The sequence below is a fragment of the Marinobacter manganoxydans MnI7-9 genome, from assembly GCF_000235625.1.
In the GTDB taxonomy this organism is placed as follows: domain Bacteria; phylum Pseudomonadota; class Gammaproteobacteria; order Pseudomonadales; family Oleiphilaceae; genus Marinobacter; species Marinobacter manganoxydans.
In genome coordinates, this window is record NZ_AGTR01000085.1 from 178,961 (window position 1) to 196,312 (window position 17,352).

Genomic DNA, 17,352 nt, shown 5'->3' on the forward strand with positions numbered 1-17,352 from the left:
TATGCAAAACAGGTCTGTAAGTGATGGGTAACGTTGCCAGCCATTTTTTCGCCTATGTTTCCCGCCTGCGCTGGATCAAGCGCTGGGGGCTGATGCGAAATGCCATTGAGGAAAATGTGGCCACCCATTCCTGGGAGGTGGCGACCCTCGCCCACGCCCTTGCCATCATCCGCAACCGGCATTTTGGCGGCCAGGTGAACGCCGACCGCATTGCAGCGGCAGCGCTTTACCATGATGCGACGGAAGTAATTACCGGGGATATGCCAACACCGGTGAAATACCATTCGAAGGTGATGCGTGAGGCGTTCGGGGACATCGAGCACAAGGCCGAGGCCGAGCTGCTGGCGCTGTTACCGGAGGATTTGCGGGAGGCTTTTTCGCCCTACGTTCGGGAGTCTCAGCTACCGGCCGAAGACCGGGAATTGATCAAGGCCGCCGACAGGCTCTCGGCGTGGCTCAAGTGCCAGGCGGAGATCCGGGCCGGCAACAAGGAATTCGAGCCGGCCGCCCGGCAGATCCGCCAGCGGTTGGACGCAGACGGGCTGTCAGAGGTTGCCTATTTCCTGAAGGTGTTTGCCCCCAGTTACGAGCAACCCCTGGACAACCTGCTGGGGTGAAAGCTTTCAGGGCTTAACTGTTACCGGCCGAGCCAACCAGTCCGCCACGCAAGCCATCGCGCTGCAAGTGCTGGCGAACGGTGTCTTCGGGGCTGCCGGCCAGTTCCCGGAACATGCCCATGGAACCCAGCAGCGCTGAGGATTCATAGGGCACGAACACCCGCTCTCCCTCTTTCGCCATATTTGGCAGAACCTTGATATAGCTCTGGCCCAGCAGGTAGCCAATGACGGTCTGTTTGTTTTCCTCGGAGTCACCCATGGCACTGAGTACCAGACGGATGGACTCCTGCTCGCCCTGGGCGCGGAGAATGGCTGATTCCTTGTCGCCCTGGGCGTTGAGAATGGCAGACTCCCGCTGGCCCTGGGCCATGGCGATGGCCGCCGACTTTTCACCCTCGGCCTCGGTAACCGTGGCCCGGCGTTTCCGCTCCGCAGCCATCTGCAATCGCATGGCTTCTTCCACTTCTTCCGGCATGCTGATGTCCTGAACCTCCACCCGGGTGAGTTTTACACCCCACTTGGAAGCGGCCTCTTCCATCTCGGCCTGGATCGCGTTATTCACCTCGCTGCGGGATTCAAACAGCTTGTCCAGTTCCATCTTGCCGACCACCGAGCGCAGGGTGGTCTTGGCCAGCACTTCCACCGCCTGGCTCATGTTGGCCACTTCGTACACGGCCCGGCGCGGGTCGATGATCTGGTAGTAGAGGGCGCCGTTGATCTTCACCGTCACGTTGTCGGTGGTCACGACCGGCTGGCCCGGGAAGTCCATAACCGTTTCCCGGCGGTCAATCCGGACCTCATCGCTCATCACCGGATGATAATCCTCGCCCATGCGCACGTAGCGGATCATGGTGATCGGCCGTGGCCGCTCGATGAAGGGAATGATGATGTTCACACCGCTTTCGAGGATCCGGTTGAACGAACCGAGGCGCTCAATGACCATAACCTCGGATTGGCGCACGATGACCAGACCCTTGGCGATGATGAAGATGCCAATAGCGACCAGAATCAGGCTGATGATCAGCCCGGGTGAAAGATACTGTTCCATGCTTACTGTTCCTTGTGTGTGATCGTCTCAACAACGGCGGTCGTGCCGTCAAACTGTTTGAAAATGACGTCGGTTCCTTCCGGAAGGTCGGTTTCTCCGGTGTCAGTCACTCGCAGGCGATAGAAATCGCCATTGACCTTGATGCCTGTGGCTCCATCGAAATCCCGCTTCAGGGTCTGATAACGCCGGCCTTGCTCCACGCCGGTACCGGTTGTGCCATATGCCACACCTTTGGGTGAGAAGCGCGGACGGATCCAGCGAATGGCGACAGGTACCAGAATTCCCGAGAACAGCCCCATACCGGCCAGCTGCCATTCGAATGGTGCTCCCAGAAAGGCCAGCAAGGCGGTCAGCGCGGCCGCAATGCCCAGGGCCAGAAGTAACAGGACACCTGAGGCCAGTTCAGCCAGGCCCAGCACCAGCGCCAGGATCAGCCAGAAATGCGTAAGACTCCATTCCATACAGAAAATCCACAGATTCGGGGGAGGTAGAGGGCCGGTGTCGTGCACCGGCCAACGGCAAGGGATTGTACCGGAAACCGGGTGCCGCGTCAGAGGGTGGCCGGAATGCCATGTGGCCTGGTTCACTAAAGCCATATCCCGCAAGCAGGCAATTGTTAGAGTATCTGCTTTAATTGATGTGCCTACAATTAAGAGGTCTGTGACCATGAAGAATCTGAAGAACAAAGTTGCCGTTGTTACCGGTGCCGGTTCGGGTATCGGCCGCGCGCTCGCCAAATCGCTGGCGGACCGGGGCTGCCGACTGGCGCTGTCCGACGTCAATGAGTCAGGCCTGGCCGAAACCGCTGCAGCGCTAAGCGGCGCTGATGTAAAAACCTACCGGCTGGACGTGTCTGATCGCGATGCCATCTTTGCCCATGCGGAGGAGGTTGTGAAAGATTTCGGTCAGGTCAATCTGGTCATCAACAACGCGGGCGTTGCCCTGTCTGCCACGGTCCGTGAGATGACCGACGAAGACTTCAAATGGGTCATGGACATTGATTTCTGGGGGGTTGCTCACGGTACCCGGGCCTTCCTGCCCCATCTGATTGCCTCGGGCGATGGCCATGTGGTGAACGTTTCCAGTGTATTTGGCCTGATTGGAGTGCCCAAGCAGAGCGCCTACAACGCCGCCAAGTTTGCGGTGCGAGGATTCACCGAAGCCCTGCGCCAGGAAATGAAGCTGGAGAACCAGCCGGTGGCGGTGAGTTGTGTGCATCCTGGTGGTATCCGCACCAACATTGTCAATGCAGCGCGCATGGGCAAGTCCGAGAACAACGTCGCCCAGCGTAAAGGCTTCGATAAACTCGCCATGACCACGCCCGAGAAAGCCGCAGAAATCATTGTAAAAGGCATCCTCAAGAATGAGTCCCGCATATTGGTGGGCCCGGACGCCTGGGGTATTGATGCGATCAACCGCCTGCTGGGTTCTGCTTACCAGCCGCTGGTGGAGCGTTTCTCCCGCAAGAACCTCTATATCTGAAGACTCGATGCGTGCGGCGGGCCTGAAGCTTGGGCTCGCTGTACGTTTTACAAACAGTTTTTCGGGGCTATACTCGGAAGCTGATCCAAGGAAGAGTCAGCATGAATACGCCTCACCATTCTGACCTGGGGGCCACTCTGGAACAGAGCCGCTCGGGTCTGCGCGACAGCCATCGCCGCTCACTGATGCGGCTGCTTTTTCTGATCACCGGCTCGGCTCTGGTGATTTTTGCTTGCCTGCAGTTTCTCAATGGCTACCCATGGGTGGCGGTTGCTGAGCTGTTTGCCAGCACTTTGCTTTTTTTCGGCGTCTGGCGCCTGAAATCCACTCCTCATCTGCAGCAGTGGGTCTATGCCTATCTGGTGCCTTTGTTCGCGTTCTTCCTGGTGATCATGCTGTTACCGGAAGCCTCGGTGTCCGCTTTCGTCTGGGTGCTGATGATGCCGGTTCTCGCCTACCTGTTGCTTGGCAAGAAAGAAGGCATGATTCTCAGCGCACCCTTTATGCTCGTCGGGGGCGTTATCTATTACATTCACCTTGGCCAGGTCGGCAGCCCCCACGCGATGATCGATCTGCTCAACATGGTGTTGTGCGGTGCACTGATGCTGGCCTTCATTCACCTGTATGAGGTGCGCCGCGAAGAGTCCGAGCAGCGCCTGGTGGACATGGCCCAGACTGACGCACTGACCGGCCTCGCCAATCGCAGCAACTTCCAGGGTACGTTGAATCGCACCATTGCCGAGTGCGATCGCAGTGGAGCCGGTTTTGCGCTGGTGGTGATGGATATTGACCACTTCAAGGTCGTTAACGACACTCTGGGCCATGAGGCCGGAGACTTTGTTCTGAAAAACATCAGCCGATGCATGACCGAACGGCTGAGGAGCACCGATTTTGTCGGCCGCCTGGGTGGCGAGGAGTTCGGCCTGATTCTGAGAGATGTGAAGCCGGCGGATGCCTTTGTCCTGATGGACGAGCTGCGCCAGCGGATATCTGACCTTGAACTGCCCTACGGGGAAGCCCGCATCCGGGTGACTGCCTCCTTCGGGATAGCCCAGTGGCCAGACCATGGTCGCGAGGCCGAAAGCCTGTTCCGGGTTGCCGATCGGTGGCTCTACAGTGGCAAGCGAGCGGGGCGTAACTGTGTGGTCGGCGCCGGCCACAATCCCCGCCAGCTTGAGATTCTCACTGTCGAAGCGAGTTGATTACGTTATTCTTGTGGCAGACATCCTCCGGCAAGAATGACGTAACCCATGTGCGAATTACTGGCCATGAGCGCCAACACCCCCACTGACCTGTGTTTCAGCTTTACCGGCCTGACCCGTCGGGGTGGACAGACCGGCCCGCACAAGGACGGCTGGGGCGTCGCCTTTTACGAAGGCAAAGGCGTACGGGCCTTCCACGACGCCGATGCCAGCGCCAATTCCCGAATCGCCGCAGTGGTCCAGACTCATCCAATAAAAAGCGAAGTGGCCATCTGCCACATTCGCCAGGCCAACGTCGGCGACACCTGCCTGGCCAACACCCATCCCTTCATGCGCGAACTCTGGGGTCGCTACTGGGTGTTCGCCCACAATGGCCAGCTCTCCGGCTTCGGTTCGACTCCAGGGTTCTATGAGCCGGTCGGAACCACCGACAGCGAGGCGCTGTTCTGCGATATTCTTAACCACCTTCGAACGCACTGCGATCGCAATAACGGAACCGATGAAATCATCGACCGCCTGGTCCGGTTGTCCGTCGCCTACGCCAGCCAGGGCGTTTTCAACCTCCTACTGAGTAACGGTGATTGGCTGTTCACTTACTGCACCACCAAAATGGCCAGCATCACCCGGAGAGCCCCGTTTGGTCCTGCCCGTCTGAAAGACGCCGATGTAACGGTGGATTTCGAATCGGAAACGACGCCCAACGACATCGTCAGCGTGATCGTTACTGAACCTCTGACCACAGATGAAAAGTGGGATGTTTACCAGCCAGGTGAATGGCGGTTATGGAAGAAAGGTGAGGTCATTCGATCCGGAGTGGCCAAAGCGGGCAGCTGATCTCTGCCAGATCAAGCGGATGAGTGGGTGGGGAGGTCTTTGTGCAGGGAAAAAGATGTCTGAGCGCAGCGAGTTGTTTTTCCCGGAACAAAGACCTCCCCACCTGCTTGTCCGCGTAACTCCGAAGATTACTGCAGAGTCCGGCGATTACCCTTCTGATACTGCGGTGCAATATGCGCCTGGATTTCTTCCTTGAAACGGGCAATCAGATCGCTATTGTCGTGGTCCCAGGGGTGAAAACCCGGTTTGAAGTACTCAAGCCATGTGGGAATCAGACTTGAGAAGGTGCCGTTTACGCCCCAGAGGCGCCAGAGACCCGTAGCCGTGTCTACAAGAGAGAAGTTCTTGCGGTCGTTGAGCATCATCCGGCTGGTGAAATAGGTGCTCATCACGCCCAGTGCGGCGGTGCTGAACATAAGATAAAACGCACGCTCTGCATAAGTGCCGCCAGCTGCCTGGAAAACGTCGTAGGCAACCGCCTTGTGCTCGGTTTCTTCAATGGCGTGCCAGACCCACAGCGGGCGCATGGATTCATCCATGTCCTGGCGCACATCGTCACGCTCCAGCAGCATGTCGGCCATCATGGCGGTGAGGTGCTCGAGGGCACAGGTGATGGCCAGCTGGTGACGCTTGGGCAGCTTCTTGGCAATCCCCAGAACCACCTCCAGATGCTTTTCCAGTTCTTCCACCGGCATGTCCTGGTCACGAACGTGCTGGTTCATGGCGATGTGCTCCAGGGAGTGCATGGCCTCCTGGCCGATGAACCCGCGTATCTCCTCTTTTAGTTTGGGATCGGAGATCTGGTCCCGGAACGCTCTTACCGAATCCACGAAGAACTGCTCGCCCTGCGGAAACAGGACCGAGAGGGCATTCATGATGTGGCTGATGGTGTAGCTGTTATCGACCCAGTAACGGGGCACCTGCTCACCGAACTCAAACCCCATGCGCTGGGCTGTGATGGTGACGTTGTCCGGTGTGTTGGAGGCCCGGGTAACCGGCGCCGTTTTGTTTTCTGCGGTTTTGTTGCTCAGCATGTGTGTACTCCTCACTCTGGCTGATGTCATGGCTCCAGTGTGTGGCAGTCAAGGCCGGGTAGGAAGGCGCAAAGGGGACGTCAGTCGATCAGGATGGGACACTGGCGGGAAATTGATTGGCCAGGCTGACGGCGACCCGGGTGTGCCGGGCCCCACTGTTCCGGCGGGAGGCATCTGATAGAGTCAGTTCAAGTGCTTCAGCCAACTCAATAATAAGGAATGCCAATGAGCGCAACTGGTCCGGACAAAGAACGGCAGATGCTGGGATTGTTCCTGGTGCCGGGCGCTTACCTGCGGGTTCTGGCCGAGACAGTGCGCCAGCTGGGCTATAACGACCGGTTACTCTATGAAGGCCTGGAGTTCAGCCCGGACGATCTCAAGTCCAACGACAGTCGGGTGTTTGTCACCGATGCCATCATCATGGCCAAACGGGCCGTGAACCTGGCCGGCCAGGACGGTCTCAGCTTCACGCTGGCCCGGGAGTTGCGGCTGACAATCCACGGCACCCTGGGCTTCGCGGCCCTAACCAGTCCCACCTTTGCCGATGCCCTGGATTCGGTGCGCCGTTACCTGCATTTGCGGGTGCCGTTCCTTAGCATGAGCCAGTCCGAAGCGGGCGATCAGGTGCTGGTAAAGCTGTGCACCGAATTCGAAGTGCCCGGCCTCTATCCGTTTCTGGCGGAGACCGTCAGCGCCACTCTGATCCTGCTGACCGAACAGCTCCTGGATCGGGAGGACGCGGCAAAACACGGCTTTGCCCTGGAAGACGGCAAACTGCCGGGTGTCTCCGTTCGCCTGAGCGCTCCGGAGCCGCCCTGGTACCAGCGGTTTGCCGACCAGCTTCCGGTTCGGTTCGAGTACGGCCAGGCCGACGAAATGATGGTGTTCCCCCGGGAGCTTCTCGATGTGCGTATGCGCCTGGCCGATGCGGAAGCCTCCCGAATGGCCCGGGACCAATGCGAATTCGAGCTGCAGAAGGCGCTGAAGGAACAGGGCGATATCGTCCTGGCGATCCGCAACATGCTCCGAATGATGCCCGGGCCGTTGCCGTCACTGGAAGCCATGGCCGAACGCTTCTGCGTCTCGTCGCGCACCCTGAAACGCCGGCTGGCGGACCGGGATACCAGCTATCGGGAGATCCTCGAATCGGTGCTGAAAGACCGGGCGATCCAGTTGCTCCGGTATACCAACCAGTCGGTCAGCGAGATTGCCTACGAATTGGGCTATGCGGACCTCTCCAACTTCAGCCGGGCCTTCCGGAAGTGGACCGGGAAGTCGGCCAGAGAGTTTCGCGAGGGTGGTCCGGACCCTGCGCCGGAAGTTGGGCCCTGATGTTTGGCTTGGGCGGTTGGGTTTCTCTTGCCGCTGGGTTTGGAGCGTGGTCGCAGGGAGGGGCATAATTTTTTTGGGTAAAAACAACTCGCTTCGCTCAGACATCTTTTTCCCCAAAAAAATTATGCCCCACCCCACGCCCTGCTGACAGACGAGATTGCCGTGTTATTTTTTATTGCTCTGTCTTAATTTGCTTTTCGTTTCCTATGCCACAATTGTTTGACGGACGGGGGGAAGGAATATTTTCCCGACAGGAAAAAGATGTCTGAGCGAAGCGAGTTGTTTTTCCCGAGGGAAAATATTCCTTCCCCCCGGCCAGCCCCCAAATCAACCCGGCTAGGGCCATAATTGAAACCGGACACCAACCCAAAAGGATGAAAACGAACATGACCCAAAGGCCAGACACCCACAGCAAACTGATCGGCTACCTGCTCTGGATCTTCGGATTCCTGGGCTCCCATCGGTTTTACTACGGCAAACCCGTTACCGGCACCATCTGGTTCTTTACCCTGGGGCTGCTGTTCATCGGCTGGATCATCGACCTGTTCCTGATCCCGGCCATGGACCGGGAGGCGGATCTTCGGTTCCGGGAAGGTGAGGTCAGCTACAACATAAGCTGGATCCTGCTGACCTTCCTGGGGGTGTTCGGGATTCATCGGATGTACATGGGCAAGTGGATTACCGGCATCATCTACCTGTTTACCGGCGGCCTGTTCCTGATCGGCGTGCTGTATGACTTCTGGACCCTGAACAACCAGATTTCCATCCGGAACGAAGAACGCCGGTTCGGTTGATCGGTTTTGCCTAAAGGCCGGCGGCGGTTTCCAGTTCGACCAGGGCCTCTTCCAGATAGTCGAGCATCCGCTGCAGGCTGGGTAGCGTGCGGCGGCAGCCGATAAGGCCGAATTCCACCTGGTCGCCGTAGCTGGTCAGGGTCATGTTCAGGGCCAGGCGATCCATGGCGATGGAGACCGGGTACATGCCGTCCATCGTGGCGCCGTTCCAGTAGCAAGTCTCTCGCGGGCCGGGAACGTTGGAAATCACCACGTTGAAGGTCTGCCATTTCGGTGCCATGCCGGTGAGCAGATTGAACGCCGCCGGCGCCAGGGTCAGGGCGGTGTAGTTGATGATTTCTTCCGCAGACATGTCGGCGTAGCGGTCCTTGGCGGCTTTCACGTCCTCATGGATCTGCATCAGTCGTGTCACCGGGCTGGTGACATCGGTGTGCAGTGAGGCGAGGATAACGCCGACCTGGTTGCCGCCGGAGCTGTCATCCTTGCGCAGGGACACCGGCACCATGGCGATCAGCGGCTTTTCCGGCAGGGCGTCCTGGTTCATCAGGTAGCTGCGCAGCGCGGTGGCGCACATGGCCATCACCACATCATTGACCGTGGTTCCATAGGCCTTGCACACACCCTTTATCCGGCTCAGGCAGTAAGATTGCGCGGCGAAGCGTCGGGAACCGGTGATCTTCTGGTTCAGGATGCTGCGGGGTGCGTGAAAAATGGAGGAGTAGGCCGGGTCTTTGCGGGCGTCGTTGATGGTTCGCAGCAGTTCCCGGGCCACGGTGGGCACGGTGCCCAGTTGCTTGCCGGATTCACCCAGCAGATGGCCGACACTTCGCCACAGGGAAGGACCGCTATCATCCTTTTCACGGGATGGGCGGGGTGGCATGGCCCAGATCGGCGGCATGTCCCGCTCGCCGGTATCCTGGCACAGCATCTGGGTGACCATCCGCATGGCCGATACACCGTCCACCAGGGCATGGTGGACTTTGATATACACCGCAAACTGCCGTTCCCCCAGGCCTTCAATCAGATGAAACTCCCACAGGGGACGTTCCCGGTCCATCAGGTGGGAATGTTCTGCCGAAACAAAGGACAAGAGTTCCCTGACCCGCCCCGGTGTCGGCAGTGCCTCGAAGCGGAAGTGGTGTTCCAGGTCCAGGTGCTCGTCTTCCACCCAGACCGGCTGGCCGAAACGGTAATCCAGGCGCTGATTAAACGGCGGCGTCACCTTCGTGTACTGCCTGAGTCGGTCGGCCAGCTGTGCGACGTAATCATCCGGTGCGTCGTCGGGAAAAGAAAACAGCTGAAGACCGCCCACGTGCATGGGCTGCTGCCGCTTTTCCAGCCAGAGAAAAAGCTGATCCGTAGGGCTGAGAGGTTTCACAGGGCGTCCTTGTTATCGGTGTTGTGACAATAGTAGCGCAGATAGCTGGCAACGGGATTGACCCCGGTTCGCATTCTCCCCACCGGCCAGGCCAAATGCGGGCCAAGGTCCGGACAGGGTTTTTCTTCGTAAGCCATGAACTAAGGTTAGTAATTGCATCCATCGAAATGAATCTTGGAGAAAAGGACGTGGCTACCCCCATGAAGAGCCTGCAGGGTGTTGTTCTGTTTTTGTGCAGCCTGTTTCCGGTGCTCACCGCTGCCCAGGACCTGCCTGGTGTTCAGCTGGAAACCGTCTCTTCAGAAGATATCGTTCAGGAAGTGACCCTGAATGGTACGGTGAATGCCCTTCGGGTATCTGGCATGTCGGCGGCGGTTGCGGGCCTGCTGGACGAGGTTCGGGTGGAAACCGGTGATCGTGTTGACCGGGGCGATGTGTTGGTCGAGCTGGATGACGAATTGGTTACCTGGGAGTTGGCCGCGGCAAGAGCCGAGGCAGAAGAGGCCCGCAGTCGCCTGGAGGAAGCCCGGCGTCGCCTGCGTGAGGCCAGATCCGTTGGCGCAGGCCGCAATATCGCGGCCACCGAAGTCAGTGCACGGGAAAGTGAAGTGGCCGCCAGCGAAGCGACCCTGGCTCGCCTGGAAGCCGCCCGCCGCCAGGTGGAAGTCCGGGCCGGGCGCCACCGCGTGACCGCGCCCTTCGACGGTGTGGTCAGCCAGCGCTCCCGGGATCTCGGGGAATGGGTTACCCCCGGTGACCAGCTGCTGACTCTGGTGGATACCGACAACCTTCGTCTGGATTTCCAGGTACCCCAGTCCTTCTACAAACGCATCGACGACAACAGCCGGCTGCTGGTGCAGGATGACCAGGCACTGAGCAGCGCCACCATCGATGTTCTGGTACCGGTCAACGATCCCCAGTCCAGAACCTTTCTCCTCCGCGCCATCAAGCCCGAATCCGTGAAGCTGCTCCCGGGGATGTCGGTACAGGCGGTACTGCGGGTCACTACCGGTGAACGTGGCCTGACGGTTTCCCGCGATGCCATCAACCGGTATCCCGAAGGACGAACCACCGTGTGGATCGCCGAACCGGGGGATGAAGACACCTGGACCGTGAGCGAAAAGCGGGTGCGCCTTGGCACCGGCTTCGAGGGCCGGGTAGAGGTTACCAGTGGTCTTGAGTCGGACCAGCAGGTGGTGGTCCGTGGCAACGAGTCCCTGAGCGAGGGCATCAGCGTGCGCATTGCCGAACGGGAGAGCCGCTGATGTTCGCCGGCATTATCCGTCATGGCACCCTGGTTACCGTTACCGCCCTGATCGTTGCCATTCTTGGAACCGCCGCGGCGCTCCGGATTCCGGTCCAGATGATTCCGGACCTGGAAGTGCGCACCGTCACCGTTGAAACCAGCTGGCCGGGTGCGACGCCCCAGGACATTGAGAAGGACATACTGATTGAGCAGGAACGGTTCCTGCGCAATGTTCCTAACCTGAGCCGGATGACTTCCACCGCATCCAGCGGAGCGGCGGAGATCGAGCTGGAGTTCCCGTTCGGGGTGAATATCACCGAGACCCTTATCCAGATCAACAATGCCCTGAGCCAGGTCCCTGACTACCCGAGAAACGTCGATGAGCCGCGCATAGTGGCGGCATCTTTCTCATCCAATGCGTTCATGTATTTCCGTGTCGCTACCCTGGAGGGCAATCCCCGCGAGCTGGACATCGAGCTTATGCGCGATTTCATCGAGGATCGCGTCCGGCCAAGGATGGAGAGTGTGCCGGGGGTTTCCGAGGTTACCGTTGGCGGTGGTGCCGACCGGCAGATGCAGATCATTGTGGACGAATCCGCCCTGGCCCAGCGCGGCCTGAGCCTGGTGGATCTGCGCAACGCAATCGTGGCCCGTAACCAGGACATTTCCGGCGGCGAGATCGACTCTGGCAAGCGCCGGTATCTGTTGCGCACGGTCGGGCGCTTTGACGACGTTGAATCCCTGGAACAGCTGGTGGTACGCCGGCAGGGTGACAGCGTGGTGCGCCTTGGTGAGGTGGCCCGGGTTCAGCAGGGCCATTCCCGGATCCGGGAGCTGTCCTTTATCGACGGCCAGCGGGTGATTGGCCTGCAGGTGCGCCGTGAAAGCGGCTCCAACGTCATAGATATCAAACGCGCGATGATGGACGAAGTGGCCGCCATCAACCAGGAGGTGCTGGAGCCGGCGGGCATGAGGCTGGGCCTGACCGCAGACGATGCCCGTTACGTGGAAGCCTCGGTGGCCAATGTCTGGACCAACCTGGGGATTGGTGCCGCCTTCGCAACCCTGGTGATGTTCCTGTTTCTGAGATCCGGCCGGGCCACGTTTGCCGGGGTGGTGGGCATACCGCTGTGTGCCATAGCCGCGTTTATCGGGTTGCTGATCACCGGCCGCACCATCAACGTGATCTCTCTGGCCGGTATCGCCTTTGCCATCGGCATGACGGTGGACAACAGCATCGTGGTGCTGGAGAACATCGAGCGACACCGGCGTTTGGGGCTGGACCGTTTCGAATCGGCCCTCAAGGGCGTGCGTGAAGTCTGGCCGGCGGTGCTGGCGTCCACCACCACAACCATTCTGGTGTTCTTGCCGATCCTGTTTATCGAGGAAGAGGCGGGCCAGTTGTATTCCGACGTAGCCATTGCCATCTCTGCCGCCATTCTCGCCTCCATGTTGGTGGCAATCACCATCATACCCACCCTCTGCGCCCGGCTGGATTTCGGCCGCCGGGGCGTGACCACCGATGAATACGGCAACGAAACCTCGGGTCGCTGGAGCGGGGCCGCCATGGGGGCGGTGCGATGGCTGGTGAATGGCACGGTGCGCCGGCTTCTGGTGATGGCAGCCACCGTCGGCTTCAGCCTGTGGGTGATTTTTGTGCTGACCCCACCCGCCGAATACCTGCCGGAAGGCGAGGAGCCCAAGACCTTTGCCGCCATGTCGGCGCCGCCGGGTTACAACCTGCAGGAGATGGAAGCCATTGCCCGCCAGGTGGAAGACTACTTCCTGCCCCACGTGAACGCGGACGGCCAGGCCTACGCCGCGGGCGAAACCAGCGTGCCGCCCATGGCCTATCTCAACATGCAGGTAACGCCCACCAGGATCCGGATCATCGCCGAGACCCTGAATCCAAGGCACATCGAAGCCCTGATGGACGAGATCACCCGGTTCTATGAACAGTTCCCGGGCATGCGCGCCTTCGCGGCCAAGGGCTCCATCATTTCCAGCAACGACGGCGGCACCCGCAGCATCAACCTGGACATCTCCGGCCCGGACCTGGTGTCGGTCTACAGCGCCGCCAATGCCGCTTACCAGCGGGCCGAGGAGATCTTCGACAACCCCCGCATCCAGAGCCAGCCCTCCACGCTGTCCCTGGCGCAACCGCTGATCCAGATTATGCCCGACTGGGATCGCGCGGCTGAACTGGGTCTGGGAGCAGAAAGCATTGGCTTCACCGTAGCCTCTCTAACCGAGGGCAGCTACGTCGACGATTTCTTCCTGGACGACGAAAAGATCGATATCTACGTCTACGGCAGCGAGGGTCGCAACCCGTCACTGGACAGCCTGCCGGATGTCATGGTGCACACCCCCCAGGGTGCTACCCTGCCGCTCTCCAGCCTGGCTACCATCGAGGAAACCGTCGATACCAGCACGGTCCGCCGGGTGGACGGTCGCCGCACGGTGACTCTGAACGTGATTCCCCCGGACGATGTGCCGCTCGAAGCCGGCGTTGAGAGGGTACGCACGGAACTGTTGCAGTTCATGCGGGACAGCGGCGCATTGCCCGCGAATGTGAACGTGGATATTTCCGGCGCCAGCGATCAGCTTAATGCCACACGGGAGGCTCTGACCGGCAATTTCATCATTGCCATTGCCATTGTCTACCTGCTGCTGGTGGCCATCTTCGCGCACTGGGGATTCCCGCTGCTGATCATGACCGCAATACCGCTTGGCGTGGCCGGTGGCATTGTGGGCCTGGCCCTGATGAACCTGGTCGGTGGCCTGCTGCCCATGATCGGCCTCCAGCCTCTGAGGCAGCCCTTTGACATGATTACCATGCTGGGCTTCCTGATACTGATGGGAACCGTGGTGAACAACCCGATCCTGGTGGTGGACCAGGCCCGGCAGAACCTGCGCCAGAAAGGCGTTACCGTAGTACAGGCCGTCACCGCCGCCGTCCAGACCCGCCTGCGCCCCATCGCCATGACCACCCTGACCACCATCTGCGGCCTCTCGCCCCTGGTGTTCCTGCCCGGCGAAGGCACCGAGCTGTATCGGGGCGTGGGCGCCATCGTTCTGTTTGGCCTGCTTGGGGCAGCGATCGTAACCGTGACTTTTCTGCCGTCACTGACCATCTTTGTTCTTGGCTGGCGGGAGCGTTGGCGTCGCTCCAGAGAGGTTTAGCCTCGGAGTATCGCCGTCACGCGCCATGGGAAGTCTTTCTTCCGGGGAAAAGCAACTCGCTTCGCTCAGACATCTTTTCCCCTGCACAAAGACTTCCCATACCACGCGCCGGCTTTCGCCGGCATTGTTAAGGGCCTAGGCCGCGATGGATTCTCGCTGGTTGGCCCGTACTTCCAAGCGGATCTGGTTGCCGTCCAGCAGGACAGGGTAGGTTTTGACCCGCACGGTATCGTCTTCCAGACAGACACCCGTAAGCAGACTGAAATGTTGCTTGTACAACGGCGACGCCACCACCGGCTCCCCTTTCAGATCCCCGGTAATCCCCCGGGCCAGCACATTGGCGCCGCTGAACGGGTCCGTATGGCTGATGGCAAACAACGCCGGCAGCCGATGCGGCAGATAAAACACCGCCACCGGACCTTCTTCGGTCCATACCGCGATGCCAGATTCCGGCACCAGGTCGTCTACGGTGCAAACGGCTTCCCAACGAGTGCGTGGTTTCATTGTGTTTCTCCTATTCCTTGTGCGTTTATTTCAACTGTGCGTTACAAGCGATACCACGGAAGCTTGGTGAGCGAGGTGGTATGGGGGTGCTTTTCTGTCGGGAAAAAGATGTCTGAGCGAAGCGAGTTGTTTTTCCCAGAAGAAAAGCACCCCCATGGCGCCTTGCTCTTCACCAGAACCTAAAGGCTACGCAGACTCCAAAACAGGCCGACGCTGCCCCCGCTCAACCGTCCACTCCTGAACCGGATCGCACTGCGAAGGCGCATTAACAAACTCCCGGAACCGCTTCCGCTTCTCCGGATCCTCGACGGCCGTCTTCCACTCGCACTGGTAGGTCCCAACAATCCCCTCCATGTGCTCCTCCAGCTCAGCGCCGATCCCCAGACTGTCCTCAAGAACCACCTGCTTCAGGTACTCCAGGCCGCCCTCCAGATTTTCCATCCAGACACTGGTACGCTGCAGCCGGTCGGCCGTGCGCACATAGAACATCACCACCCGGTCAATGGTCCGGATCAGCTCCTCGTCAGACAGATCCGTGGCAAACAGATCGGCGTGGCGGGGCCGCATGCCACCGTTGCCGCAGACATACAGGTTCCAGCCGTTCTCCGTGGCAATCACACCAAAGTCCTTGCTCTGGGCTTCCGCGCATTCCCGGGTACAGCCCGAGACCGCCATCTTCACCTTGTGGGGCGCCCGCAGCCCTTTGTAGCGGTCCTCCAGGCGAATCGCCATGCCTACGCTGTCCTGAACGCCGTAGCGACACCAGGTATTGCCAACGCAGGACTTCACGGTACGCAGTGACTTGCCATAGGCATGGCCGGTCTCGAACCCGGCGGCAATCAGCTTTTCCCAGATATCCGGCAGTTGGCTCAGGGTGGCGCCGAACAGGTCCACGCGCTGGCCGCCGGTGATCTTGGTGTAAAGATCGTATTCCTTCGCCACCTCACCCAGCACAATCAACTTGTCCGGGGTGATCTCGCCGCCGGGAATGCGCGGCACGATCGAGTAGGTGCCGTTCTTCTGCATGTTGGCCATGAAGGTGTCGTTGGTGTCCTGAAGCGGCACGTGGTCGGTGGCCAGGATGTGCTCGTTCCAGCAGGTGGCGAGAATCGACGCCACCGCCGGTTTGCAGATGTCGCAGCCGTGCCCCTTGCCGTGCTGACTGATCAGGGTGCGGAAGGTGCGGATGCCGTTCACCTTCACCAAGTGGAACAGCTCCTGGCGACTGTACGGGAAGTGCTCGCACAGATCCTTGCTGACCTCCACGCCGCGTTTTTCCAGCTCGCTGTCCACTACGTTCTTGAGCAGGGCGGTGCAGCCGCCACAGCCGGTGCTGGCCTTGGTTTCGGCCTTGACGCTGCCAAGGTCCGAGCAGCCGGCATCAATGGCGCCGCAGATATCGCCCTTGGTGACGTTGTGGCAGGAGCAAATGGAGGCAGTTTCCGGCAGGGCATCCGGGCCCAGGGCCGGCGCTCCGCCCTGGCTCTCCGGCAGGATCAGCGTTTCCGGATTCTCCGGCAGGGTGATGCCATTGAGGGCATATTGCAGAAGGGTGTCGTAGTGGCTGTTGTCGCCCACCAGAATTGCGCCCAGCAGGGTCTTGCCATCCTCGCTGATCACCATTCGTCGATAGTGGCCGGCCCGCTCATCGTTGAAGCGGATGTTGCGGGCGCCCGGGGTCTGGGCATGGGCGTCGCCGATGGAACCCACGTCCACGCCCAGCAATTTGAGCTTGGTGCTCATGTCGGCGCCGGTGAAAGCAGTCTCCCGATCACCGTTCAGGGCGGAAGACAAAGTGCGGGCCATGGTGTAGCCGGGGGCCACTAGGCCGAATATCTTCTGTTCCCAGAGCGCGCACTCGCCAATGGCGTGCACATGGGGGTCCGAAGTGGTGCAGTGGTTGTCGATGGCGATGCCGCCGCGCTCGCCGATCTCCAGTCCACTGGCCCGGGCCAGGGCGTCCTGGGGCCGAATGCCTGCGGAGAAGACGATCAGGTCTGTCTCGAGGAAGGATTCGTCGCTGAAATTCATGCGCAGACGGGCATCCTCGCCCTCGGTAATCGCTGTGGTGGCCTTCTCGGTGTGCACCTGAACGCCAAGCTCCTCAATCTTGTGGCGCAGCAGGGCGCCGCCATCGGCATCCAGCTGAACCGGCATCAGCCGGGGTGCAAATTCCACAACGTGGGCTTCCAGTCCCAGGCTCTTGAGCGCATTGGCAGCTTCAAGACCCAGCAGGCCGCCGCCTACCACCACGCCTGTGCGGGCACCTTCCGAGCTGGCGTGAATGGCATCCAGGTCATCCAGGGTCCGGTAAACCAGGCAGTGCGGGCGGTCATTGCCCTTGATAGGGGGTACAAACGGATAGGAGCCGGTGGACAGCACCAGTTCGTCGTACCGGTAGCTGCCACGGGGCGTTTCCAGAGTGCGATTTTCCCGGTTGATGCCGGTTACCTGTTCGTTCAGGTGCAGTTGAATGCCCTGCTCGGTGTACCACTCCAGCGTGCCCATGGCGAGATCGGCATGGCTGGAGCCGCCGAAATACTCGGACAGGTGGACCCGGTCATAGGCCAGCTGTTTTTCCTCGCCGAACACGATGATCTCGAAATCGGCAGCGGCCGGGCTGGCGCAGAATTGTTCCAGGAAATGATGGCCGACCATGCCGTTGCCGACGACTATCAGGGTTTTCTTGCTCATGGGT

At 60.0% G+C, this 17,352-nt stretch carries 14 protein-coding genes; 8 read left to right on the top strand and 6 right to left on the bottom strand.

The window, feature by feature from the left end:
- Window positions 1–23 precede the first annotated feature (23 nt).
- Window positions 24–617 (top strand): 5'-deoxynucleotidase, encoded by a 594-nt coding sequence (yfbR, locus tag KYE_RS19435; protein ID WP_008176907.1) that lies wholly within the window; start codon window positions 24–26, stop codon window positions 615–617.
- A 13-nt stretch (window positions 618–630) separates the two neighbouring features.
- Here the strand turns inward: yfbR and KYE_RS19440 are convergent, their stop codons facing one another.
- Both KYE_RS19440 and KYE_RS19445 read right to left on the bottom strand, forming a co-directional pair.
- Complete coding sequence (locus KYE_RS19440) at window positions 631–1,665, bottom strand: SPFH domain-containing protein (RefSeq protein ID WP_008176910.1); 1,035 nt, start codon at window positions 1,663–1,665, stop codon at window positions 631–633.
- A gap of 2 nt (window positions 1,666–1,667) precedes the next feature.
- Complete coding sequence (locus tag KYE_RS19445; protein ID WP_008176913.1) at window positions 1,668–2,126, bottom strand: NfeD family protein; 459 nt, start codon at window positions 2,124–2,126, stop codon at window positions 1,668–1,670.
- A 205-nt stretch (window positions 2,127–2,331) separates the two neighbouring features.
- On the opposite strand from KYE_RS19445, the gene KYE_RS19450 reads away from it, so the two are divergent.
- The 3 genes from KYE_RS19450 (at window position 2,332) to KYE_RS19460 (ending at window position 5,183) form a co-directional block, all read left to right on the top strand.
- Window positions 2,332–3,147, top strand: coding sequence for an SDR family NAD(P)-dependent oxidoreductase (locus KYE_RS19450; protein ID WP_008176914.1), 816 nt, complete (start codon window positions 2,332–2,334; stop codon window positions 3,145–3,147).
- A 101-nt stretch (window positions 3,148–3,248) separates the two neighbouring features.
- Window positions 3,249–4,349 carry a GGDEF domain-containing protein gene (locus tag KYE_RS19455; protein ID WP_008176916.1) on the top strand — a complete coding sequence of 367 codons (1,101 nt, stop codon included), beginning with the start codon at window positions 3,249–3,251 and terminating at the stop codon, window positions 4,347–4,349.
- Between the two features lie 48 nt (window positions 4,350–4,397).
- Window positions 4,398–5,183, top strand: coding sequence for a class II glutamine amidotransferase (locus KYE_RS19460; RefSeq protein ID WP_008176917.1), 786 nt, complete (start codon window positions 4,398–4,400; stop codon window positions 5,181–5,183).
- A 128-nt stretch (window positions 5,184–5,311) separates the two neighbouring features.
- Here the strand turns inward: KYE_RS19460 and KYE_RS19465 are convergent, their stop codons facing one another.
- Window positions 5,312–6,217 (bottom strand): metal-dependent hydrolase, encoded by a 906-nt coding sequence (locus KYE_RS19465; RefSeq protein WP_008176918.1) that lies wholly within the window; start codon window positions 6,215–6,217, stop codon window positions 5,312–5,314.
- 225 nt (window positions 6,218–6,442) lie between these two features.
- On the opposite strand from KYE_RS19465, the gene KYE_RS19470 reads away from it, so the two are divergent.
- Both KYE_RS19470 and KYE_RS19475 read left to right on the top strand, forming a co-directional pair.
- Window positions 6,443–7,549 carry a helix-turn-helix domain-containing protein gene (locus KYE_RS19470; RefSeq protein WP_008176919.1) on the top strand — a complete coding sequence of 369 codons (1,107 nt, stop codon included), beginning with the start codon at window positions 6,443–6,445 and terminating at the stop codon, window positions 7,547–7,549.
- A 386-nt stretch (window positions 7,550–7,935) separates the two neighbouring features.
- Window positions 7,936–8,343: an NINE protein gene (locus KYE_RS19475; protein ID WP_008176920.1), complete on the top strand. Its 408-nt coding sequence runs from the start codon at window positions 7,936–7,938 to the stop codon at window positions 8,341–8,343.
- 10 nt (window positions 8,344–8,353) lie between these two features.
- On the opposite strand, the gene KYE_RS19480 is transcribed toward KYE_RS19475, so the two are convergent.
- Window positions 8,354–9,721: a WS/DGAT/MGAT family O-acyltransferase gene (locus KYE_RS19480; protein ID WP_008176921.1), complete on the bottom strand. Its 1,368-nt coding sequence runs from the start codon at window positions 9,719–9,721 to the stop codon at window positions 8,354–8,356.
- Between the two features lie 188 nt (window positions 9,722–9,909).
- Here KYE_RS19480 and KYE_RS19485 point away from each other — a divergent pair, with 188 nt between their 5' ends.
- Together KYE_RS19485 and KYE_RS19490 are read left to right on the top strand one after the other, a co-directional pair.
- On the top strand, window positions 9,910–10,986 hold the full coding sequence (locus tag KYE_RS19485; protein ID WP_227497888.1) for an efflux RND transporter periplasmic adaptor subunit: 1,077 nt from the start codon (window positions 9,910–9,912) through the stop codon (window positions 10,984–10,986).
- A complete protein-coding gene (locus KYE_RS19490; protein WP_008176925.1) occupies window positions 10,986–14,150 on the top strand; it encodes an efflux RND transporter permease subunit in 3,165 nt (1,054 codons plus the stop codon). Before KYE_RS19485 ends, KYE_RS19490 begins: the two co-directional genes overlap by 1 nt.
- A 135-nt stretch (window positions 14,151–14,285) precedes the next feature.
- On the opposite strand, the gene nirD is transcribed toward KYE_RS19490, so the two are convergent.
- Window positions 14,286–14,654: a nitrite reductase small subunit NirD gene (gene nirD, locus KYE_RS19495; RefSeq protein ID WP_008176927.1), complete on the bottom strand. Its 369-nt coding sequence runs from the start codon at window positions 14,652–14,654 to the stop codon at window positions 14,286–14,288.
- Window positions 14,655–14,840: 186 nt separating this feature from the next.
- The gene (nirB, locus tag KYE_RS19500) at window positions 14,841–17,348 is read right to left on the bottom strand and encodes a nitrite reductase large subunit NirB (protein ID WP_008176929.1); all 2,508 of its coding nucleotides are present in this window, start codon (window positions 17,346–17,348) and stop codon (window positions 14,841–14,843) included.
- Window positions 17,349–17,352 lie beyond the last annotated feature (4 nt).